This is a genomic window from Streptosporangium sp. NPDC000563 (genome assembly GCF_040299985.1).
Taxonomy (GTDB): domain Bacteria; phylum Actinomycetota; class Actinomycetes; order Streptosporangiales; family Streptosporangiaceae; genus Streptosporangium.
On the sequence record NZ_JBEPDA010000014.1, the window covers coordinates 126,771 to 148,927 of the forward strand.

The following is a 22,157-nucleotide window of genomic DNA, read 5'->3' on the forward strand; positions in this document are numbered from 1 at the left end:
GGGTTCGGGCTCCGCTCCGGCTCCGGACCTCGGCTCGGGTTCCGGTCCAGGCTCGGGGAGCAGGTCAAGACGCCTCCCGGGTGAAGCGGTCGGGGCGGAAGGGGGTGAGGTCCAGGTCGGGGCCGAGGCCGATCAGGAGCTGGGCGATCAGGTGGCCGGTGGCCGGGGCCAGGCCGATGCCCGCCCCCTCGTGACCGCAGGCGTGGTAGAGCCCCCGAACTCGGGGATCCTCCCCGATCACCGGGAGATGGTCCGGGCAGTAGGGGCGGAAACCGCAGTAGGCGCGGATCACCCGGTATGCCGCCAGGGCGGGGAACAGCTCCACGGCCTGACGGGCGAGACGTTCGAGCACCGGGACCGACATCGTGCGGTCGAAGCCGACCCGCTCGCGGCTGGCGCCGATGAGCACGGGCCCCGCCGGGGTGCTCTCCACGACGGCGGACGTCTGGAGCCCCTCCGAGTCGCTGGCCACCGCGGTGACGTAGGCGGCGGTGTAGACCTTGTGCCTGATCAACGGCCCGGCGAGCGGCTCGGTGACCAGGACGAAGCCGCGCCTGGGCAGGATCGGGACGTGCGCGCCGGCGAGCGCGGCGAGTTCGCCGCCCCAGGTGCCCGCGGCGTTGACGACGGCTCCGGCGAGGATGTCACCGTGGTCGGTGGTGACCCCGGCGATCCGGTCGCCGCCCGTGACGAAGCCCGTCACCGTGACGCCTGTGCGCAGCATCAGGGCGCCGCGGCCGAACCGTTCCGCGCCTCTCCGGATGAGGGAGGCCGCCGCCAGCATGGGCTGGACCTGGGCGTCCTGCGGGTAGAACACGCCACCGGCGAGCCCTTTCGCCAGGTGGGGCTCGTAGTCGCCGAGTTCCCCCGCGGCGACGGCGACGTGCTCGACCCCCTGTTTTCCGGCCAGGTCGGTGAGCGCCGCCAGGATCTCGTCCGTCTCGGCCACCACCAGGCCGCCCTTGGCCTCGAACTCGAACCCGCCGCCCGTGACGGGCCGGTCCACGACGCCCGCTCCCGCACCGCCCGGTCCGGCGTCGACGCGCTCGTCCCCCGACGCGCCGTTTCGGGCCCCGCCCTCTGGCGCGGCCCCCGCCAGGTCACGCCAGAGCCGGTTGGAGAGCAGTGCCAGGTCGAGTTCGGGTCCCGGCTCCTTGTCGGAGACCAGGATGTTGCCCTCGCCCGCACCGGTCGTACCGCCCGCCACCGCCCCCCGGTCGACGACCACGACGTCCAGGCCCGCGCGGGCGGCGTAGTAGGCGCAGGCGGCCCCCACGACCCCGGCACCGACGACCACGACGTCCGGCATCTCTCACCTCGTTCCCGCACCTCGGGCCCGTCAGTACTATGTCACATACCTTTAAACGGATCAATACACCTAAACGGACATCACGCGCAAAACTTCGGCTCAAGCCCACCTCTACCCTCAGGGGCGTACGGCACGCCGTCCCGTGGTACGCGCCTCGCGCCCGGTGGCCGCCACCCGGGGTCCGCCGGGGGCCACGGTGGGACCACCCCCCTCGCCGCCTAGCATGTGAGCCGTGAACCACCTCCTTGACCAGGCTCGCCGGTATGCCGCCGGATCGGCGCGAATCGTGGGGCCGCCGACCTTCCTCACCCTGCGCCGCTGGGCGCTGGCGGCGGTCGTCGTCAACGTCGGGATCACGGTGACGGGCGCCGCGGTGCGGGTCAGCGGATCCGGCCTGGGCTGTCCCACCTGGCCACGGTGCACGCCGGAGAGCTTCATCCCGGTGGCCCACGACGAGATCTCACCGCTGAACATGGCGATCGAGTTCGGCAACCGGCTGCTCACCTTCCTGGTGCTCGCGGTCGGCGTGGCCTGCCTGATCGCCGCCCTGCGGCTACCGGCCCGCCGCCCCGACCTGGTGAGGCTGGCCTGGCTGCAGCCGATCGGCGTGGCCTTCCAGGGACTCTGGGGCGGCCTGGTCGTGCGCAGCGCGCTCAACCCGGTCACCGTGAGCGTGCACTTCCTCGCCTCCGTCGGCATGATCGCCGCGGCGTACGCGCTGTACGCCCGCACCGGCCGCAGCGAGAGCCCGGGCGACGGCTCCCCACCCCGGCAGCGGATCCACCGCCATGTCCGCACGCTCGTCTTCGGGCTCGTCGCCGCCGTGTTCACCCTGCTTGTGGTGGGCGTGGTGGTGACCGGCACCGGGCCGCACTCGGGCGACGAGATGGCCTCCAGGTTCGGCTTCGACATCGAGACCGTGGCGAGGATCCACGCCGACGTCGCCTACGTGGTGATCGGCCTCACCTTCGCGCTGGCGTTCGCGCTGCACATCACCGACGCGCCCGGGTACGCCCGGCGGGCCGCGTGGACGCTGCTGGGCGTGGAGGCCGCGCAGGGCGTCATCGGATACGTCCAGTACTTCCTGGGCGTGCCCGCGGCCCTGGTCAACCTGCACGTGCTCGGCGCGACCCTGGTCTGGGTCTGCACGCTGCGGGTGGTCTTCGCGACCGGCTCACCCGGGCCGCGGGACGCCTCGGAGGCGGTCACCGGCGAGCTCGACGCCGTCCGCGTCTGAGGCCCTGTGACGCGGACGTGACGCGGACGTGACGCGCCCCCGCGGACGAGGGCCGCGTCCCCCATCTCCCCGCGCATGAGCCGACCGTGACGCGCGCCCGCGTCCGAGCCGGTCCGAGGCCCGGCCCCGCGCTCCGATCCGGTGCGGGAAAGGTGATCCTCCACACCGGATCGGACGCGGCCACCGACCCGCGACGACAGGACGGATGTCGCGGGTGCGAACACGCCCGGTGGAACCAGCCCGGTGGAACTAGTGGAACGGCCCGCCCGGCGGCGGGCGACCGGGACCCCCCTGAGGATGACCGGGGAGGCCACCCTGCGGATGAGGAGGGCCGTCCTGCGGGTAGGACGGGCCGGAGGCGTGGCCGGCCGGAGCGTTCCCCGTGACGGGCGGCCCGGAAAACTGGGCGCGGGCACCGGCCATGCACTCCAGCAGCGCCCGCTGCTCCTCGTTGAAGGTGGGCTCGTCGATCACGTGGCCCCTGGCCCGCTCGTGGAGCAGACCGAGCTCGGTGGCCGCGAGCTGGTAGTCGCTCATCGCCCGCAGAGCCGTCCTGCCCCCGTGCTGCTTGGCCCACTGCCGGGCGTGGCGGCGCCCCTGCAGGGAGGAGAGCATCACCACGTCGCCCGCGGACACCAGCCCCGTCGCCCAGTAGGCGGGCAGGTAGGTCTGGATGAGCCCGATGATGCGCTTGCGGTCGCGGAAGATGATCCAGATCAGCACGAACAGCACGACCATCAGCAGCAGGTAGGCGACGGCCAGGCCGCCGAGGCCGGCGTAGGAGACGAAGCCGTTCCAGATGCCGTGCAGCAGCATCGCGCCGACCCACCCGGCCGCGATGACGAAGAGCCGCCCGGGCCCCCGGCGCTGCGCCGCGTAGGCCACCGCGACACCGATCATGGAGGTGAACAGCGGGTGGGCGAACGGCGAGAGGACGCCGCGCAGCACCACGGTCACCGCCAGGCCCTGTGCGCCCAGCTCGTTGAGCGCGGCCACGTAGTAGCTGACGTTCTCGCTCATGGCGAAGCCGAGGCCGACCATGCTGGCGTAGATGATGCCGTCGGTGGGCCCGTCCAGCTCGGCGCGCCTGAACCTGAGCAGGCCCAGCAGGACCAGGCCCTTCATCGTCTCCTCGACCACGGGCGCGCCGAAGGTGGCGGCGATGTTGCGCGCGTAGTCGTAGCCCAGCTGGACGGTGTTCTCGATGTAGACGAGGTTGAAGGAGTTGATCACTCCGGCGACCAGGACCGCGACCCCCGCGCCCCAGGCGAACGCGAAGATCAGGTTGCCGCGCGGCTCGGGCTCGATGCGGTCGAGCGCCAGCACCGCGGCCAGCAGCACCGGGACGGGCGCCAGCGCGAGGCACAGGGCGATGAAGAAGTAGACCGGATCGCCGTTCAGCACGTCGAAGGAGAACGACACCAGGGCGCACACCCCGGTGAGGACGAGCCCGACGATCAGTCCGACCGACGGACGGTCCCTGAGCACCCAGCGGGGGTCACGGCCGGCCATGTGGCCACCGTAACCCTTGGTGTCCACCCCACGACTCGAATCGGGAGATTATCGGCCGAAGGTTGCCACACCTCGCCCCGCCACCCCTCGGCCGCCCCCCGCCAAGAAACGGACGAGGCCGGACGGGAACCTCGAATCCGTGGACCGTGCCGGGCGATGAGCCGCGCTCGCGGCCGGAACCGGAATCAGGCTCCCGGGATTTACCGAAGACCACGAAACACCCTCCCCACGGTCAGGCCCACCCCAGGCCGGTCAAGAGAACATCTTCCCCCGGGAGACGTCTCCCCCGTCGCCGGGGCACGGAAACGGGCACCGTCCGAGGAGACCGCGCGAGACGATCCGGGTCTCAGACGAGCATCGAGTCGATGGCGACGGCCAGGAAGAGCAGCGCCAGATAGGCGTTGGACCAGTGGAAGAAGCGCATCGGGCGCAGGTCGACACCGGTCTTGCCCGCGTTGACCCGGGCCAGGAGGCGGTGGACCTCCCACAGGCAGGCGGCGCCGAGGACGACGGCCACCGCGGGGTAGAGAAGGGTGGTCCCGGCCACCGGCCACAGCAGCAGCGAGCACAACACCGTGGCCCAGGTGTAGACGATGCTCTCCAGCACCACGCGGCGCTCGGTGGCGACCACGGGGAGCATGGGCACCTTCGCCGCCGCGTAGTCCTCCCGGTAGCGCATCGCGAGGGTCCAGGTGTGCGGCGGCGTCCAGAAGAACACCACGCCGAAGAGCACCACGGGGGCCCAGTCGAGGCGGCCGGTGACACCCGCCCAGCCGATCAGCACGGGCATGCAGCCGGCGAGGCCTCCCCACACCACGTTCTGCGAGGTCCGGCGCTTGAGGATCATCGAGTAGACGAGCACGTAGAACAGGTTCGCGGCCAGCGACAGGCCGGCGGCGAGCCAGTTCACCGCCAGGCCGAGCCCAACGGTGGACACCACGCCGAGGATGAGCCCGAAGATCAGCGCGTTCGTCGGCGGCACCAGGTCGCGGGCGAGCGGGCGGCGCCGGGTGCGGCGCATGGCGGCGTCGATGTCGCGGTCGATGTAGCAGTTCAGCGCGTTCGCGCTGCCGGCCGACAGGGTGCCGAACACCAGGGTGTTGACCGCGATCCACAGCGGCGGCAGCCCCTTGGCGGCCAGGAACATCACCGGCAGCGTCGTGATCAGCAGCAGCTCGATGATCCGCGGCTTCGTGAGGGCGACGTAGGCCTTCACGACGTCGCCGAAGGAGCGCGGCGCGGCCTCGGTGGCCGTGCCCGCCTCGGGCGGGGCCGTCGATTGCTTGTCGGTGAGCACCATCTAAGGTGCTTCCAGCACGTGCGGGGTCAACGCGTAACCTCTGATTAGAGCGGATCCGTGAATGCGGGCACCAGCCGGCCCTGAGGACTCACTGTAGTTGCAGGGGAGGCCGGTCCCGGCACGGGGTGCGGAAGCGGCGCGAGGGGACTCCCCGCGGGGGAGGCGCGCCGCCTGCCGACCCCCGGACCCGCCTCGGGCCGACCTACGCCCCGGTAGCCAGGTCGAACCCGTTAGGGTCCGGTGTGGGCGGGAAATACCAGACCGGCGCCACCATCACACGATTAGATCCGGAGATCGAGCACTTGAGCACTGAACTCGTGCCAGCCCTCGAATGGAGCGACCTGGACCGCCGCGCGGTCGACGTCGTACGCACCCTGGCCATGGACGCGGTAGAGAAGGCGGGATCGGGTCACCCCGGCACCGCGATGAGCCTGGCGCCGGCCGCTTACCTGCTGTTCCAGCAGGTGATGCGACATGACCCGTCAGACCCCTCGTGGGCGGGCCGTGACCGCTTCGTCCTTTCGGCTGGTCACAGCAGCCTGACCCTCTACATCCAGCTCTTCCTCTCCGGCTACGGCCTGAGCCTGGACGACATCAAGGGGCTCCGCCAGTGGGAGAGCCTCACGCCCGGCCACCCCGAGCACGGCCACACCGTCGGCGTCGAGACCACCACGGGCCCGCTCGGCCAGGGCCTGGGCAACGCGGTCGGCATGGCGATGGCCGCCCGCCGCGAGCGCGGCCTGTTCGACCCGGACGCCGCTCCGGGCGCGAGCCCGTTCGACCACAACATCTGGTGCATCGCCTCCGAGGGTGACATCGAGGAGGGCGTCAGCCACGAGGTGAGCGCACTCGCCGCCCACCAGAGGCTGGGCAACCTCACCGTCGTCTTCGACAGCAACCACATCTCGATCGAGGACGACACCCAGATCGCGCTGAGCGAGGACATCGTCGCGCGCTACGAGGCGTACGGGTGGCACACCCAGACGGTCGACTGGACGCGGACGGGCGAGTACGTCGAGGACGTCCAAGCGCTGTACGAGGCCCTGGAGGCCGCCCGCGCCGAGACCGGCAGGCCGTCGTTCATCCGGCTGCGCACGATCATCGGCTGGCCCGCGCCCAACAAGCAGAACACCGGCAAGATCCACGGCTCGGCGCTGGGCGCCGACGAGGTCGCCGCCACCAAGAAGGTCATGGGCTTCGACGTCGAGAAGAGCTTCGACGTCCCCTCCGAGGTCCTGGAGCACGCCCGCGAGGTCGTCGAGCGCGGCCGGGCCGCGCGGGCGGAGTGGGACAAGCTCTACCAGAGCTGGCGCGAGGCCAACCCCGAGCGCGCCGCCGAGTTCGACCGCATCTCCGCGCGACGGCTTCCCGCCGACTGGACCGGGGCGCTGCCGACCTTCGAGATCGGCTCCTCCGTCGCCACCCGCAAGGCCTCCGGTGAGGTGCTCAGCGCCCTCGCGCCGGTGCTGCCCGAGCTGTGGGGCGGCTCGGCCGACCTCGCCGAGTCCAACAACACCACGATGAAGGGCGAGCCGTCCTTCATCCCCGAGGAGTTCCAGACCAAGGACTTCCCCGGCGGCCCCTACGGCCGCACGCTGCACTTCGGCATCCGCGAGCACGGCATGGGCGCGATTCTCAACGGCATCGCGCTGCACGGCGGCACCCGCCCCTACGGTGGCACGTTCCTGGTGTTCAGCGACTACATGCGCCCGGCCGTGCGGCTGGCCGCGCTGATGAAGCTGCCGGTCACCTACGTGTGGACGCACGACTCCATCGGCCTGGGCGAGGACGGCCCGACGCACCAGCCCGTCGAGCACCTGTGGGCGCTGCGCGCCATCCCCGGTCTCGACGTGGTCCGCCCGGCCGACGCCAACGAGACGGCCGCCGCCTGGCAGGTCGTGCTGGAGCACAACGACCGCCCGGCCGCGCTCGCGCTCACCCGCCAGAACCTTCCGGTCTACGAGGGCACCCGCGACGCGGACAAGGTCGCCCGCGGCGGCTACGTCCTGCGGGACGCCTCCAACGGGCAGCCCTCGGTGATCCTGATCGGTACCGGCTCCGAGGTCGAGCTCGCCGTCGAGGCCCGCGAGCTCCTCGAGGCGGAGGGCATCGCCACCCGGGTCGTGTCGATGCCGTGCGTGGAGTGGTTCCAGGCCCAGGACGCGGCCTACCGGCAGACGGTGCTGCCCACGGCGGTGCGCGCGCGCGTGGCGGTCGAGGCGGGAATCGCGCTGGGCTGGCGGGAGTTCGTGGGAGACGAGGGCGCGGTGGTGAGCCTGGAGCACTTCGGTGCCTCGGCCCCCTACAAGACCCTCTACGAGCAGTTCGGCCTGACCGCCGAGCGCGTGGCCGCCGCCGCCAAGGCGAGCCTCGCCAAGACCGGAGCCGACAAGGGCGAGACGACGGGAAACTGATCATGAGTGAGATCCTGAAGAAGCTCTCCGAGCAGGGTGTCTCCATCTGGCTGGACGACATCAGCCGCGAGCGCCTGCGCACGGGCAACCTGCAGTCCCTGATCAACGACAAGCACGTGGTCGGTGTCACCTCCAACCCGACGATCTTCGCGTCGGCGCTGAGCAAGGGCGACGCCTACGACGGCCAGCTGCACGACCTGAAGATCCGCGGCGTCGACGTGGAGGAGGCCGTGCGGGCGATCACCACCTACGACATCCGCTGGGCCGCCGACGTTCTGCGGCCGGTCTACGACGCCACCGGCCAGGTGGACGGCCGGGTGTCGATCGAGGTCGACCCCCGCCTGTCCAGGGAGACCGACAAGACCGTCGCCGAGGCGCGCGCGCTGTGGTGGATGGTCGACCGGCCCAACCTGTTCATCAAGATCCCCGCCACCGTCGAGGGTCTGCCCGCCATCACGCAGGCGATCTCCGAGGGCATCAGCGTCAACGTCACGCTGATCTTCTCCCTTGAGCGCTACCGCGCCGTGATGGACGCCTGGCTGACCGGTCTGGAGAAGGCCAAGGAGGCCGGCCTGGACCTGTCGGCCATCGAGTCGGTCGCCTCGTTCTTCGTCAGTCGCGTGGACGGCGAGATCGACAAGCGCCTGGACAAGATCGGCACCCCCGAGGCGCTCGCGCTGAAGGGCAAGGCCGCGGTCGCCAACGCCCGCCTCGCCTTCGCCGCCTTCGAGGAGGTCGTCGCGTCCTCGCGCTGGCAGGCGCTCGCCGCGGCCGGTGCGCGGGCCCAGCGTCCGCTGTGGGCCTCCACCGGGACGAAGAACCCCGACTACCCCGACACCCTCTACGTCGACGAGCTGGTCACCTCCGGCACGGTCAACACGATGCCGGAGAAGACCCTGGACGCCACGGGCGACCACGGCAACATCACCGGCGACACGGTCCGCTCCTCCTACGAGGACTCCTGGAACACCATGGCGGCGCTCAAGGACGCCGGCATCGACTACGACGATGTCGTGCGCTTCCTGGAGGAGGACGGCCTGAGCAAGTTCGAGGCCTCCTGGAAAGAGCTGCTGGAGACCGTCTCCTCCGAGCTGAAGAAGGCGTGAGGACCATATGTCAGTGTCCGTGACGTTCAGCGAGGACGACTTCACCGAGCAGGCCGCGGAGACGGCAGGACAGCTCGCCGCCGAGGGGGTCCCCCAGGCCCTCGCCTCCGGCGACCCCACCCTGTGGGGTCCCGAGGCCGAGGCCGAGGCGGCGATCCGGCTCGGCTGGCTCAACCTCCCGCTGACGAGCAGGCAGCTGCTTCCCGAGATCGGCGCGCTGGTGGAGCGGGCCCGCGCCGAGGGCCTGGACCACGTGGTCCTGGCCGGCATGGGCGGCTCCTCCCTCGCGCCCGAGGTCATCACCACCTCCGCCGACGTGCCCCTCACCGTTCTCGACACCACCGACCCCGGCCAGGTGCGCCGGGCGCTCGAGGACCGGCTGGAGAGCACGATCCTGGTCGTCGCGAGCAAGAGCGGCGGCACGGTCGAGACCGACAGCCACCGGCGGATCTACGAGAAGGCCTTCCGCGACGCCGGGATCGACCCGGCGAAGCGGATCGTCGTCGTCACCGACCCCGGCTCGCCCCTGGAGGCGAGCGCCCGCGAGGCGGGCTACCAGGTGATCCTCGCCGACCCGAACGTGGGCGGCCGCTACAGCGCCCTGACCGCGTTCGGCCTGGTGCCCAGCGCGCTGGCGGGCGCCGACGTCGAGCGGTTGCTCGACGACGCGGCCGAGGTGGCGCCGCTGCTGTCGCGGACCGAGGGCAACCCCGGCCTCGACCTCGGCGCGGCCCTGGGCGCCGCGGCCGCGGCCGGGCGCGACAAGCTCGTGATCGAGGACAGCCTGTCGGAGATCAACGGACTGCCCGACTGGATCGAGCAGCTGGTCGCCGAGTCCACCGGCAAGTCCGGCAAGGGCATCCTGCCCGTCGTGGGCGCCGACCCCGGTGACGCCGACGACGAACTGCTCGCCGGGATCGACACCGACGGCGTCGTGACCGTCGCCGGCCCGCTGGGCGCGCAGTTCCTCGTCTGGGAGTACGCCACGGCCGTCGCGGGCCGCGTCCTCGGCATCGACCCGTTCAACCAGCCGAACGTGGCCGAGTCCAAGGAGAACACCGCCAAGCTGCTTGACCAGGCCGAGCTGCCGGTCGGCACCCCGATCCTGGTCGACGGCCCGGTGGAGGTGTACGGCGAGTTCCCCGGCTCCGAGGACGTCAAGGACCTGTCGGACGTGTTCACCCGGCTGCTGGAGGCGATCCCCGAGCGCGGCTACCTCGCGGTGATGGCCTACCTCGACCGTGAGGCGGCCTTCGACGCCCCCTACGCCGAGGGCGCCTCGTTCGAGGAGATGACGGACGTGTGGAGCGGCGCCGACCCGGCGACGCTGCGCGGACTGCTCGCCGTCCGCACCGACCGCCCGGTCACCTTCGGCTGGGGGCCCCGCTTCCTGCACTCCACCGGCCAGTACCACAAGGGCGGCCCGCAGAACGGGGTGTTCCTGCAGATCACCGGCGCGGTCGAGGAGGACGTCGAGGTTCCCGGCAAGCCCTACACCCTGGGCCGGCTCCAGCTCGCCCAGGCCCTGGGCGACCTGGGCGCGCTGGCCAGCCGCGGGCGTCCCGCCGTACGGCTGCACCTGACCGACCGCGCCGCCGGAGTCGCGCGCCTGCTCGCCGCCTCGCGGGAGGTCTGATGGATCGCCGGAGGTTCGCATGAGCAAGGGGAGCTCCCGGGCGGGCGACGCGGCCGGCGCCCCGGCGTCGGCCGCCGACACGGTCGTCCCCGCGACGGACGCGCAGGGGGACGACACGCCCACGACCATCACGGCCACCGACGTCGCGACCGCCGGTGTCACCGAGGCCATGATCGAGGCCAACCCGCTGCGCGACCCCAGCGACAAGCGCCTGCCGCGCGTGGCCGGGCCGTGCGTGCTGGTGCTGTTCGGTGTGACCGGCGACCTGGCGCGCAAGAAGCTGCTGCCGGCGATCTACGACCTCGCCAACCGCGGGCTGCTGCCCCCTGGCTTCTCCCTGGTCGGCTTCGCCCGCCGCGACTGGAAGGACCAGGACTTCGCGCAGCTGACCCACGACGCGGTCAAGGAGCACGCGCGGACGCCGTTTCGCGAGGAGGTCTGGAAGCAGCTGTCGGAGGGCATCTTCTTCTGCCGTGGCGAGTTCACCGACGACGGTGCGTTCGACACGCTGGCGATGATGCTCAAGGAGATCGACCAGACCCGGGGCACCGGCGGCAACTACGGCTTCTACCTCTCGGTGCCGCCGAAGTTCTTCCCGGTCGTGGTCCAGCAGCTGAAGCGGACCGGCCTCGCCGACGGCCCTCCCGGATCCTGGCGCCGGGTGGTGATCGAGAAGCCCTTCGGGCACGACCTGCGGAGCGCCCAGGAGCTCAACGCGATCACCAGCGCGGTCTTCCCGGAGAGCTCGGTGTTCCGCATCGACCACTACCTGGGCAAGGAGACCGTCCAGAACATCCTGGCGCTGCGGTTCGCCAACAACCTGTTCGAGCCGATCTGGAACCGCGGTTACGTCGACCACGTGCAGATCACGATGGCCGAGGACATCGGCATCGGAGGCCGGGCGGGTTACTACGACGGCATCGGCGCGGCCCGCGACGTGATCCAGAACCACCTGCTGCAGCTGCTCGCCCTGGTCGGCATGGAGGATCCGACGTCGTTCGGGGCCGACTCGCTGCGCAGGGAGAAGGAGAAGGTCCTCAAGGCGGTGCGGCTGCCGTCCGACCTGTCCCAGGCCACCGCGCGCGGCCGCTACGGGCCCGGCTGGCAGGGCGGCGAGCCGGTGATCGGCTACACCCAGGAGGAGGGCATCCCGCCCGACTCGATCACCGAGACCTACGCGGCCATCAAGCTGGAGATCGCCAACCGGCGCTGGGCCGGGGTGCCGTTCTACCTGCGCACCGGCAAGCGGCTCGGCCGCCGGGTCACCGAGGTGGCCGTGGTGTTCCAGCGGGCGCCGCACCTGCCGTTCAGCAAGGACGACACCGAGATCCTGGGGCAGAACGCACTGGTCATCCGGGTTCAGCCGGACGAGGGCATCACGGTGCGATTCGGCTCCAAGGTGCCGGGCACCGCGATGGAGGTGCGGGACGTCTCGATGGACTTCGCCTACGGCGAGTCGTTCATGGAGTCCTCCCCCGAGGCCTACGAACGGCTGCTGCTGGACGTGCTGATCGGTGACCCGCCGCTCTTCCCGCACCAGCGCGAGGTCGAGCTGTCATGGAAGATCCTCGACCCGATCGAGGACTTCTGGAGCTCCCAGGGCCCGCCGGAGGAGTATCCCTCGGGCACCTGGGGGCCGGCCTCGGCCGACGAGATGATGGCCCGCGACGGGCGCGTCTGGAGGCGGCTGTAGATGACCAGCTTCATGCTCAGCGGCACGACCGCCTCGAAGATCTCCTCGCAGCTCACCCACCTGCGCCACCAGATGGGCACCCCGGCGGTCGGCATGGTGCTGACCCTCGTGGTGGTCTGCGGCGAGAGCGACCAGTACGACGCGGTCCGGGCCGCGACCGAGGCCGCCAGGGAGCACCCCTCCCGGATCCTGGTCGTCATTCCCCGCGACTCCGAGGAGCCGAACCGGCTCGACGCCGAGATCCGGTTCGGTGAGTCGACCCCGGGCGAGGTGATCCTGCTGCGCCTGTACGGGGAGCTGACCAGGCACGCCGACTCGGTCGTCAGCCCGCTGCTGCTCACCGACACCCCGGTGGTGGCCTGGTGGCCCACCGACGGCCCCGAGGTGCCGTCCAAGGACCCGATCGGCATGCTGGCCCAGCGTCGCATCGTCGACGCGCGGTCGGCGGCCGACCCGGTCAAGGCGATCGTCGGCCGGGCCCGCGGTTACGTGCCCGGCGACACCGACCTTGCCTGGACCCGGCTGACGACGTGGCGGAGCCTGCTGGCCGCCGCGTTCGACCAGCCGGTGGGCAAGGTCAAGCGGGGCGCCATCGAGGCCGTACCCGGCCATGCCAGCGCCCTGCTGCTCGCGGCCTGGCTCGGCGAGCGTCTCGACGCCCCGGTGAAGGTCTCCGACTCCAGCGGGCCCGGCCTGACCATGGTCAAGCTGATCGCGGCGGACGGCGACATCACCATCACCCGCCCCGACGGCCGGCTGGGCACGCTGTCGCGTCCCGGCCAGCCTGACCGCAGGGTCGCCCTGGCCCGGCGCCCGACGTCGGAGCTGCTCGCCGAGGAGCTGCGGCGGCTGGACCCCGACGAGATCTACGCGTCGGCGATCCAGCGACTCGCCCGGACCCACAAGTCCTGAGCCGTGAGCGCCCCGCGGCGATCGCCGCGGGGCGCCTCCTTTCGAAAGAGAAGCCCCGTGAGCGTTCCCACTGTGATCACCCACCGCGACGCCGACGTGCTCGCCAAGGCCGTCGCCGCCCGGGTGATCGTCCGACTCGTCGACGCCCAGTCGGCCAAGGGCTCGGCCCACCTGGTCCTGACCGGCGGGAGTGTCGGCATCGCCACCCTCGCCGAGATCGCCGCCTCCCCCGCCAGGGACGCCGTCGACTGGCGCAAGGTGGACATCTGGTGGGGTGACGAGCGTTTCCTGCCGGACGGCGACCCCGAGCGCAACGAGACCGGCGCCCGCGAGGCCCTGCTCGACCAGCTTGACCTCGACCCCGCGCGGGTCCACGTGATGCGCGGCCCCGACTCGGGCATGACCGCCGAGGAGTCGGCCGAGGCCTACGCCGAGGAGCTTCGCAAGGCCGCCCGTCCCGAGGACCACGGCCAGGCCCCGTCCTTCGACCTCATGATGCTGGGCATGGGCCCCGACGGCCACGTCGCCTCGCTCTTCCCCGGCCTGCCCGCCCTGCACGACACCCGACCCGTGGTGGCGGTGCACGACTCCCCCAAGCCCCCGCCCACCCGTATCTCGCTCACGCTGCCGGTGATCCAGGGCGCCCGCGAGGTGTGGGTGATCGCCGCCGGCGAGGAGAAGGCCGAAGCGGTACGACTCGCGCTGTCGGACTCGGGGACGATGCAGGTCCCCGCGGCCGGCGCCCGAGGCAGCCGGAACACCCTCTTCCTGCTGGACAGAGCCGCCGCCTCCAAGATCCCCTCCTCCCCCTGAGCAGCGCGTCTGTCGCGAATCGGCATGACCTGACGACCACGATCTTCGAGACGGCCGTCAGGGTGCCGTCTCGGAGTGCCGAGCGGCGACGGTGTCGATCTCGGCGAGGATCTCCTTCTTGCCCGCCGGATCCATGGACGAGGCCTCGACCGCGTTGCGGGCCAGGGTGGCGAGGGTGGCGCGGTCCAGGCCGAGGTGGTCGGCGGCGACGCGATACTCGCGGCTCAGCGTGGTGGCGAACATGGGCGGGTCGTCGCTGTTGAGGGTGACGAACAGGCCCTCCTCGATCATGCGGGGCAGCGGGTGCTCCTCGATGCGGGCGACCTGGCCGGTGCAGACGTTGGAGGTGGGGCAGACCTCCAGGGGGATCCGGGTCTCGCGCAGGTGGGCGACGAGGCGGGGATCGTCCATGCAGGCGATGCCGTGGCCGATCCGCTCGGCGCCCAGGAGGTCGAGGGCCTCCCAGATGGTCTCCGGGCCGCTCATCTCGCCCGCGTGCGGCAGGCTGCGCAGCCCCGCGGCGGTGGCGGCGCGGAAGGCGTCGGCGAAGGCGTCCCGATACTTCGGGCGGTCCTGTTCGATGCCGGCCAGCCCGAAACCTACCAGCGCCTGGGGAGGTTCACCAAGCGCGTGGTCCAGGGTGACGCGGGCCGCCTCGGCGCCGTACTCGCCGGGGATGTCGAACACGTACGCCATCCGCACCCCGTGCTCCTCGTGGGAGCGGCGGGCGGCGAGGTCGAGCGCTTCGGTGACCTCCCGCATCGGCATGCCCACGACGTGGTGCGCGTACGGCGTGACGGTCAGCTCGACATAGCGGCCGTTCTGCCCCGCGAGGTCGGAGGCGAGGCCGAGCACCAGGGTGGCCACGTCCTCCGGCTCGCGGACGAGGGCGTTGATCGCCTGGTAGATGCGGGCGAAGTGCGGGAAGTCGGTGAACCTGTAGAAGGCGCGCAACTCCTCCTCGTCCGTGGGGACGCCGCCGCCGGGGTGACGGCGGGCGAGTTCGAGCACGGTGGGGACGGAGGCGGAGCCGACCAGGTGGACGTGGAGCTCGACCTTGGGGAGAGCCTCGATGAAGGCGTTGATCGTCATGCGGGGACCCTACGCACGCCGCCCCCGGCCGCGAAAGGCATTTACCGCGAAGCTGACACTAAAATGTCATCTTTCCCCGGGAGAGGTCGAGGCCGCGCACCCCGACCTCTCCCGAGGAGGACTGTGGCTCCACGGAGAAACCGAAAGGTGCGACCTCCCCGCTTCGGGATCCCTGAGCGATCTCGAAACGGGAAGGTCGCGTGATGGGGCTCAGCTCGGGGATGCCGTCGCCATCACGCCCACGGCCAGCCTGGCTTCCACCACGCCGGGGTCCTCGGTGTAGCTCAAGGTCGCGCCGAGCGAGATCAGGAGCCTGCGCATGCGGATGTTGTCGGACAGCAGCGTCGCCCTGACCTCGGCGAAGCCCAGGTCGCGGGCCTGGCGGACGAGCATTCCCGCCAGGGCCGTTCCCAGCCCCCTGCCCTGCCAGCGGTCCTCGATCAGGAACGCCATCTCGGCGGTGCCCGGGTCGGAGGTGAACATCAGGTTGGCGAGACCGACGACCTGGCCGTCGTGTCCGGCGACGACCGACTGCCCCCGGGCCCGGTCGCAGAGCCGCTCGAAGACCTTCGGCGGCAGTACCGGCGCCGAGGTGAAGTAGCGGAACCTGCGGGCCTCGGGCGAGCAGCGGTCGTGCAGGTCGCGTACGGCCTCGCGGTAGAGGCGGGTGAGCGGGCGGACGTTGACCTCGACGCCGTCGGAGAGCGTGATGTCGCGGTCGGCCCCGGACTCCTCCACGGGTGGCTGCGCCAGGCGGACGAAGGAGGCCGCACGGGCGGCCTCGGTCAGCGTGAAGGGCAGCTCGGCCCTGCGGACCCTGATCGCGCGGCGCGGAGCCACGGGCACGGTCAGCAGGGTCGGGTCCGGAAGATCACTCATCTCCGCACCGTAGACCCAGCGGGAGTCGTCGGCGCGCAGCAGCTCTCCCAGCAGCTCCGGCAGGCGCCAGGGCGTCATGCGCAGCCGGGAGGCGAGCAGCAGGACGCGGGTGGGCTCGTCGGTCAGCTCGTGGGCGGTGGCGGCGACGACCTGGACCTGCCGTCCCCCGGCGGCCTCCAGCGCCTCGCGTACCGCCTCGGCTCCGGCGGGGATGTCCGTGACGAACTCGTCGACCGTGCCGTCCACGTCGGTCTGCACGCTCAGGCCCAGAATGTTGCCGCCCTTGGCGGCGAGCGCGGCGGTCAGCGAGGCCAGCCGTCCCGGCCTCTCGTCAACGGTCGTACGAATCCTCAGAAACCCCATCAGAATGCCCCTTCCGTCAGGGCATAGCCTGTCCCGGAGCTGTTACGGGACTGCTACACATGAGTGAGCCCATCGTTACGTCTGAGAAGATCACTCATTACGCGGCCGGACGGCGTTTCTGCAACGGTTTCCGTTGACAGGTGCACCAAGATAGACGGATACAGCAGAATGTGAGGCCATGAGCACGCGCGTTCCCCTGGCCGGGGACTTCGTCAACGGAGACGTCTCCTTCTGGTATCGCTCCCTCGGCATCCCCTCCCCCGGCGCCCCTCTCACCGGAGACCTCGACGCCGACGTCGCCATCGTCGGCGCCGGATACACGGGCCTGTGGACCGCCTACTACCTGAAGAAGGCGAGCCCCGGTCTGCGGATCGTCGTGCTGGAGAAGGAGTTCGCCGGATACGGCGCCTCCGGACGCAACGGCGGCTGGCTGGTCGGCGAGCTGGCGGGCACCCCCGAGCGCTACGCCAAGACGCACGGCGCGGACGCGGCCAGGCGGCTGCAGCGGGTGATGTTCGACACGATCGACGAGGTCGTCGCCGTCGCCAAGGACGAGAACATCGACGCCGAGATCGTCAAGGGCGGTGTCACCACGGTCGCCACCAACGCCGCCCAGGACCGGCGGCTGCACCGGCTGCTCGCCCACGAGCGCCACTGGGGCTGGACCGAGGAGGACGTGCGGCTGCTCGACCCCGCCGAGCGGGAAGGGCGCCTGCGGGTGAACGGCGCGGTCAGTGCGATCTGGAGCCCGCACTGCGCCAGGATCCAGCCCGCCAAGCTGGCCAGAGGTCTGGCCGAGACCGTGAGGAGGCTCGGGGTGGAGATCTTCGAGCGCACCCCGGTCACCGAGATCGCCCCTCGCGAGGCCCGCACGCCGCAGGGGACGGTCCGCGCCGAATACGTCATCCGCGCCACCGAGGGCTTCACCGCCGAGCTGAGGCAGTATCACCGGACGTGGCTGCCGATGAACAGCTCCATGATCGTCACCGAGCCGCTGGGCACGCTGTGGGACGAGATCGGCTGGGAGGGCAACGAACTGCTCGGCGACATGGCGCACTACTACATGTACGCCCAGCGCACCGCCGACGGCCGGATCGCGTTCGGCGGGCGCGGCAAGCCCTACCTGTACGGATCCCGCGTGGACGACCGGGGCCGCACCCACGAGTGGACGATCGAGGCGCTCTGGGAGCTGCTCACCGGGATGTTCCCCGCGGTCAGGGCCTCCCGCGTCGCGCACGCCTGGTCCGGCGTGCTCGGCGTGCCCCGCGACTGGTGCGCCACCGTACACGTCGACCACACCACCGGCATCGGCTGGGCGGGCGGCTACACCGGCCACGGGGTGACCACGACCAACCTCGCCGGCCGTACCCTGCGCGACCTCGTCCTGCGCGAGGACACCGACCTGACCTCCCTGCCCTGGGTGGACCGCAAGGTGCGCGGCTGGGAGGTGGAACCGCTGCGGTGGATCGGCGTGCACACCATGTACGACCTCTACCGCCGGGCCGACGCCAGGGAGAAGGCCGGACTCGGCCGCACCTCGGTGCTGGCCCGCGTCGCCGACTCCATCACCGGACGCTGAACGCGGGGCGGACGCTCCTCGGGCGGCCCCGGACGACACCGCCCCTCGAACACCGAACGTCGGCGTACGTCGATGAGTGTCGGCGGACGTCGGTGAACGGGCAGCGACGGGCGGTGGAGGGGGCGGCGGCCGTCGGTGAGTGTGGGCCGACGTCTCCGTACCTCGGCCGACGCCGGGAGAAAACTCATGCTGGACCTCGGCCGGTCGAGCGTGCAATGTGGTGATCAAGCGGCATTCCGTGGCCTCAGCGGCCTTCGGGACATCGGCAAAAGGATGGTACGAAAGTGAGCGACCTGCTCTTCCGGGGCGGCCGGGCCTTCCTCGCGGCGGACGCCTTCGCCGAAGCGGTGCTGGTCCGTGACGGCCGGATCGCCGCCGTCGGCACGCAGGCCGACGTCGCGGGCCTCGCCGCCCCCGGCCACGAGGTGGTCGACCTGGACGGCCGCCTGCTCACCCCGGCGTTCACCGACGCGCACATCCACCCGGTCCAGGCGGGCCTGGAGCGGGCCAGGTGCGACCTGTCCGGGGTCTACGGCCTGCCGGAGTATCTGGAGCTGATCACCGCCTACGCCGACTCCCACCCCGGCCACGAGTGGATCGACGGCGGCGGCTGGGACATGTCGGCATTCCCCGGCGGCCTGCCGCACCGCTCCCAGCTCGACGTCGTCGACCGCCCGGTCTACCTGATCCAGCGCGACCACCACGCCGCCTGGGTGAACAGCCGGGCCCTGGAGCTGGCCGGGATCACCCGCGACACCCCCGACCCCGCCGACGGCAGGATCGAGCGCGACGCCGACGGCACGCCGAGCGGCGTGCTGCACGAGGGCGCGATGGACCTGGTCGGCCTGCTCACCCCCCGTCCCAGCGCCCAGGACATGCACCAGGCGCTGCTCGCGGCCCAGGACCACCTGTTCTCCCTCGGTATCACCGGCTGGCAGGACGCCATCGTCGGCTCCTACGCGGGCTACGACGACCAGCTGCCCACGTACGTCTCGGCGGCGGCCTCCGGCGCGCTGCGCGCCCGCGTCGTGGGCGCGCTGTGGTGGGACCGGGCACGCGGCGCCGAGCAGATCCCCGAGCTGCTGGAGCGGCGCCGCTCCGCCGAGGGACTGGAGCGGTTCCGCGCGACCTCGGTGAAGATCATGCAGGACGGCATCGCCGAGAACTTCACCGCGGCGGTGATCGAGCCCTACTGCCGCTGCGGCGGCACCGGCCTGTCGTACGTGGACCCCGTGCTGCTGAAGGAGTGCGTCGCCGAGCTGGACCGGCACGGCTTCCAGGTGCACTTCCACGCCATCGGCGAGCGGGCCGTCCGCGAGGCGCTGGACAGCTTCGAGGGGACCGACCCGGCCAACCGGCACCACATCGCGCACCTGCAGATCGTCGAGCCGTCCGACGTGCCGCGCTTCGCCAAGCTCGGCGTGACCGCCAACCTGCAGCCGCTCTGGGCCACCCACCACGCCCAGATGGACGAGCTCACCCTCCCCTTCCTCGGCGAGGAGCGCTCCAGCTGGCAGTACCCGTTCGCCGACCTGCTGCGCCACGGCACCCTGTTCTGCGCGGGCAGCGACTGGCCGGTCTCCGAGGCCGACCCGATCCAGGGCATGCACGTGGCCGTCAACCGCACAGAGCCCGGCGGTTCGCTGCACGCGGGCTACCCGACGGCGCAGACCCCGTTCCTGCCCGGCCAGAGACTCACCCTCGCCACCGCGCTCACCGCCTACACCGCGGGCTCGGCCAGGATCAACCGCGACGACGACGCCGGCACCATCGTCCCCGGCAACCGCGCCGACCTCGTCGTCCTTGACCGCGACCCGTTCACCGAACCGGAGTCCGACATCTGGCGCACCAAAGTCGCGATGACCTTCCTCGACGGCGAACAGGTCTACCAGCGCTGACCTCGTCCGACGGCCGACGGTCCGGCTCCCGGCGCCCTCGGACCTTCCTGCGGGAACGATGCGCGCCGGACCGCAGGACACCTCCTCAGGAGACGAGCTCGCCGTCCAGGTAGGCGCGAAACTCCCGGACCTGAACGGTGTCGTGCGGCTCAAGGCAGCCGGACAACGCGACCCCCTCCCCCGCGACACACGGAGCGGCGTAACGACGGCGGCTGTCACAGGAGGACGCCGTACCATTCCCGAACAGCCGGGTCGTACCACTCCCGAACAGCCGGTCGGCGGAGGACATCGTGAACGATCTGCCCATCTGCGTCACCTGCGGGGTCCAGTACGCCGAGACGCGGGACGACTGCCCGATCTGCGAGGACGAGCGGCAGTACGTCGGCTGGGAGGGCCAGCGCTGGACCTCCCTCAACGAGTTGCGCGACAGCGGGCACAGGGCGCACCTCGCCGAGGAGGGCACCGGGGTCGTCGGCATCGGCACCGATCCCGCCACCGCCATCGGGCAGCGCGCCCTGCTGGTCCGCACCCCCACGGGCAACGTGCTGTGGGACATGGTCACCCACCTCGACGACGAGCTGATCAGGCAGGTCGGCGAGCTCGGCGGGATCGACGCCATCGCGATCAGCCACCCGCACTTCTACGGCTCGATGGTCGAGTGGGCGCACGCCTTCGACGCGCCGATCCACATCCACGCGGCCGACCGCGACTGGGTGGCCCGCCCCGACGAGTCGGTGCTCTTCTGGGAGGGCGACACCCACGAGATCCTCGAAGGGGTGACGCTGGTCAACGCGGGCGTGCACTTCGACGGCGGCCAGGTCATGCACTGGCGCGACGCCGAGGACGGCCGGGGCTCGCTGTTCTCCGGCGACATCCTCCAGGTCGTCCAGGACCGCCGCTGGGTCAGTTTCATGTACAGCTATCCCAACCTGATCCCCGAGCGCCCCGCGACCGTCCGCCGCGCCCTGTCGTTGCTGGAGCCGTACGCCTTCGACCGCGTCTACGGCGGCTGGTGGAAGCGGATCGTACGCGCCGACGGCGCCGAGGCCGTCCGCCGCTCCGCCGACCGCTACCTCTCCTTCGCGCTGGACGAATCCCCTAATACACCCTTTTAATCATTGGAAAGCCCGCCCGGGATGCGCGATAGTCACCCCGTGGCACAGGCAGGAGGGCTGGAGGGCGGGGGCGGGCGCCCGCTGTGGCGCGACCGCAACTTCAACGTCTTCTGGGGCTCCCAGACGCTCTCCGTCGCCGGGGACTCGTTCGCCTACATCGCCATTCCGCTGCTGGTGCTGAACGTGACCGGGTCGGTCGCGCAGATGGGCCTGCTGACCGGTGTGGCCGGCGCCGCGTCGGTCTTCGCCGGGATCTTCGCCGGCATCCTGGCCGACCGGCTCGACCGGCGCACCCTGCTCATCTGCTGCGATCTCGCACGCCTGGCGCTGTACGGGCTCATCCCGCTCGTCTGGGCGTTCGGCCCGCAGGTCTGGCTGCTGTACGTGGTGCTGCCGCTCAGCGAGGCGATCGGGATGGTCTTCCAGGTCACCTACGTGACCGCGGTGCGCAACCTGGTCGAGGGCGACCGCATCACCGAGGCGAACGGGCGGCTCTACGCGACCGCGGCGGCGGCCGGTGTCGGCGGCCCGCTGCTCGCCGGAGTGGTCTCCGGGCAGTTCGGCCCGACCGCGGCGATCGCCATCAACGCGGCGAGCTTCGCGCTGTCGGCGGCGGGGCTGTACTTCGTCCGGTTCAGGCGGCCCGAGGCCGGTGCGACGGCGCCGCCGCGCCAGCGGCCCTGGCAGGAGATGCTGGCCGGTGCCCGGTTCCTCTGGCGGCACCCGGTGCTGCGCTCCCTGACGATCCTGCTCTCCTTCTTCATCTTCTTCACGCTCGGCATGACCGACGTGCTGATCTACTACCTGAAGCACGACCTGGGCCGCTCCGACGGCACCGTCGGCACGGTCCTCGCGGTCGCCGCGGTGGGCACGATCGCCGGGGCCGTGCTCGTGGCGCCCGTCCGCCGCAGGCTCGGTTTCGGCGTGACCTGGATCGGCGCCCTCGCGACGAGCGGGCTCGCGATGGCGGGCGTCGGACTCTCGGGCCGCGTCCCGGTGATCGCCGCCCTGATGGCCGTCTATCTCTGCGGCGTCAGCGTGGCCGGGATCTGCTCGATGTCCCTGCGCCAGCAGGTGACCCCCGACCATCTGCTGGGCCGCGTCACCTCGGCGTTCTGGACGATCCACTTCTCCCTGGGCCCGGTGGGCGCGGCCGTCCTGACCTGGGGCGCGGGCGGCTACGGCGTCACCGCGATCTGCCTGCTCGCGGGCACCGCCTGCCTCCTGCTCGCGACGGTCGCGCTCTTCACCCCCATCCGCCGGCCCGCCCCCGAACGCCCGGGGCCCGCCACCTCATGA

The 22,157-nt window shown here is 71.5% G+C and carries 17 protein-coding genes; 11 read left to right on the plus strand and 6 right to left on the minus strand.

The window, feature by feature from the left end:
• Positions 1–64 precede the first annotated feature (64 nt).
• Positions 65–1,309 carry an NAD(P)/FAD-dependent oxidoreductase gene (locus tag ABT352_RS27160; protein WP_350947758.1) on the minus strand — a complete coding sequence of 415 codons (1,245 nt, stop codon included), beginning with the start codon at positions 1,307–1,309 and terminating at the stop codon, positions 65–67.
• A 232-nt stretch (positions 1,310–1,541) separates the two neighbouring features.
• Here ABT352_RS27160 and ABT352_RS27165 point away from each other — a divergent pair, with 232 nt between their 5' ends.
• Positions 1,542–2,546 (plus strand): COX15/CtaA family protein, encoded by a 1,005-nt coding sequence (locus ABT352_RS27165; protein WP_350947759.1) that lies wholly within the window; start codon positions 1,542–1,544, stop codon positions 2,544–2,546.
• A gap of 249 nt (positions 2,547–2,795) precedes the next feature.
• Here ABT352_RS27165 and ABT352_RS27170 read toward each other — a convergent pair whose 3' ends face one another.
• Positions 2,796–4,058 (minus strand): PrsW family intramembrane metalloprotease, encoded by a 1,263-nt coding sequence (locus tag ABT352_RS27170; RefSeq protein WP_350947760.1) that lies wholly within the window; start codon positions 4,056–4,058, stop codon positions 2,796–2,798.
• A 346-nt stretch (positions 4,059–4,404) separates the two neighbouring features.
• Positions 4,405–5,358, minus strand: a complete 954-nt coding sequence (locus ABT352_RS27175; protein ID WP_350947761.1) for a heme o synthase — start codon at positions 5,356–5,358, stop codon at positions 4,405–4,407.
• 302 nt (positions 5,359–5,660) lie between these two features.
• On the opposite strand from ABT352_RS27175, the gene tkt reads away from it, so the two are divergent.
• From tkt to pgl, 6 genes are all read left to right on the plus strand, one after another.
• Complete coding sequence (gene tkt / locus ABT352_RS27180; protein WP_350947762.1) at positions 5,661–7,772, plus strand: transketolase; 2,112 nt, start codon at positions 5,661–5,663, stop codon at positions 7,770–7,772.
• A gap of 2 nt (positions 7,773–7,774) precedes the next feature.
• The gene (gene tal / locus ABT352_RS27185) at positions 7,775–8,878 is read left to right on the plus strand and encodes a transaldolase (RefSeq protein ID WP_350947763.1); all 1,104 of its coding nucleotides are present in this window, start codon (positions 7,775–7,777) and stop codon (positions 8,876–8,878) included.
• A 7-nt stretch (positions 8,879–8,885) separates the two neighbouring features.
• Positions 8,886–10,514: a phosphoglucose isomerase-related protein gene (locus tag ABT352_RS27190; RefSeq protein ID WP_350947764.1), complete on the plus strand. Its 1,629-nt coding sequence runs from the start codon at positions 8,886–8,888 to the stop codon at positions 10,512–10,514.
• 169 nt (positions 10,515–10,683) lie between these two features.
• Positions 10,684–12,207 carry a glucose-6-phosphate dehydrogenase gene (zwf, locus tag ABT352_RS27195; protein ID WP_350947820.1) on the plus strand — a complete coding sequence of 508 codons (1,524 nt, stop codon included), beginning with the start codon at positions 10,684–10,686 and terminating at the stop codon, positions 12,205–12,207.
• Positions 12,208–13,119 carry a glucose-6-phosphate dehydrogenase assembly protein OpcA gene (locus ABT352_RS27200; protein ID WP_350947765.1) on the plus strand — a complete coding sequence of 304 codons (912 nt, stop codon included), beginning with the start codon at positions 12,208–12,210 and terminating at the stop codon, positions 13,117–13,119. It abuts the gene before it with no gap.
• 57 nt (positions 13,120–13,176) lie between these two features.
• The gene (gene pgl, locus ABT352_RS27205; RefSeq protein ID WP_350947766.1) at positions 13,177–13,932 is read left to right on the plus strand and encodes a 6-phosphogluconolactonase; all 756 of its coding nucleotides are present in this window, start codon (positions 13,177–13,179) and stop codon (positions 13,930–13,932) included.
• 57 nt (positions 13,933–13,989) lie between these two features.
• Here the strand turns inward: pgl and add are convergent, their stop codons facing one another.
• The gene (gene add / locus ABT352_RS27210; protein WP_350947767.1) at positions 13,990–15,024 is read right to left on the minus strand and encodes an adenosine deaminase; all 1,035 of its coding nucleotides are present in this window, start codon (positions 15,022–15,024) and stop codon (positions 13,990–13,992) included.
• 210 nt (positions 15,025–15,234) lie between these two features.
• The gene (locus tag ABT352_RS27215) at positions 15,235–16,266 is read right to left on the minus strand and encodes a GNAT family N-acetyltransferase (protein WP_350947768.1); all 1,032 of its coding nucleotides are present in this window, start codon (positions 16,264–16,266) and stop codon (positions 15,235–15,237) included.
• 178 nt (positions 16,267–16,444) lie between these two features.
• Here ABT352_RS27215 and ABT352_RS27220 point away from each other — a divergent pair, with 178 nt between their 5' ends.
• Both ABT352_RS27220 and ABT352_RS27225 read left to right on the plus strand, forming a co-directional pair.
• Positions 16,445–17,845 (plus strand): NAD(P)/FAD-dependent oxidoreductase, encoded by a 1,401-nt coding sequence (locus tag ABT352_RS27220; protein ID WP_350947769.1) that lies wholly within the window; start codon positions 16,445–16,447, stop codon positions 17,843–17,845.
• 284 nt (positions 17,846–18,129) lie between these two features.
• Positions 18,130–19,743, plus strand: coding sequence for an amidohydrolase (locus tag ABT352_RS27225; protein ID WP_350947770.1), 1,614 nt, complete (start codon positions 18,130–18,132; stop codon positions 19,741–19,743).
• Positions 19,744–19,828: 85 nt separating this feature from the next.
• Here ABT352_RS27225 and ABT352_RS27230 read toward each other — a convergent pair whose 3' ends face one another.
• The gene (locus ABT352_RS27230) at positions 19,829–20,050 is read right to left on the minus strand and encodes a hypothetical protein (protein WP_350947771.1); all 222 of its coding nucleotides are present in this window, start codon (positions 20,048–20,050) and stop codon (positions 19,829–19,831) included.
• Between ABT352_RS27230 and ABT352_RS27235 the strand changes: the two genes are divergently transcribed.
• Positions 20,034–20,858, plus strand: coding sequence for an MBL fold metallo-hydrolase (locus tag ABT352_RS27235; protein ID WP_350947772.1), 825 nt, complete (start codon positions 20,034–20,036; stop codon positions 20,856–20,858). The two genes, ABT352_RS27230 and ABT352_RS27235, sit on opposite strands and share 17 nt — an antisense overlap.
• Before the next feature lie 39 nt (positions 20,859–20,897).
• A complete protein-coding gene (locus tag ABT352_RS27240) occupies positions 20,898–22,157 on the plus strand; it encodes an MFS transporter (RefSeq protein WP_350947773.1) in 1,260 nt (419 codons plus the stop codon).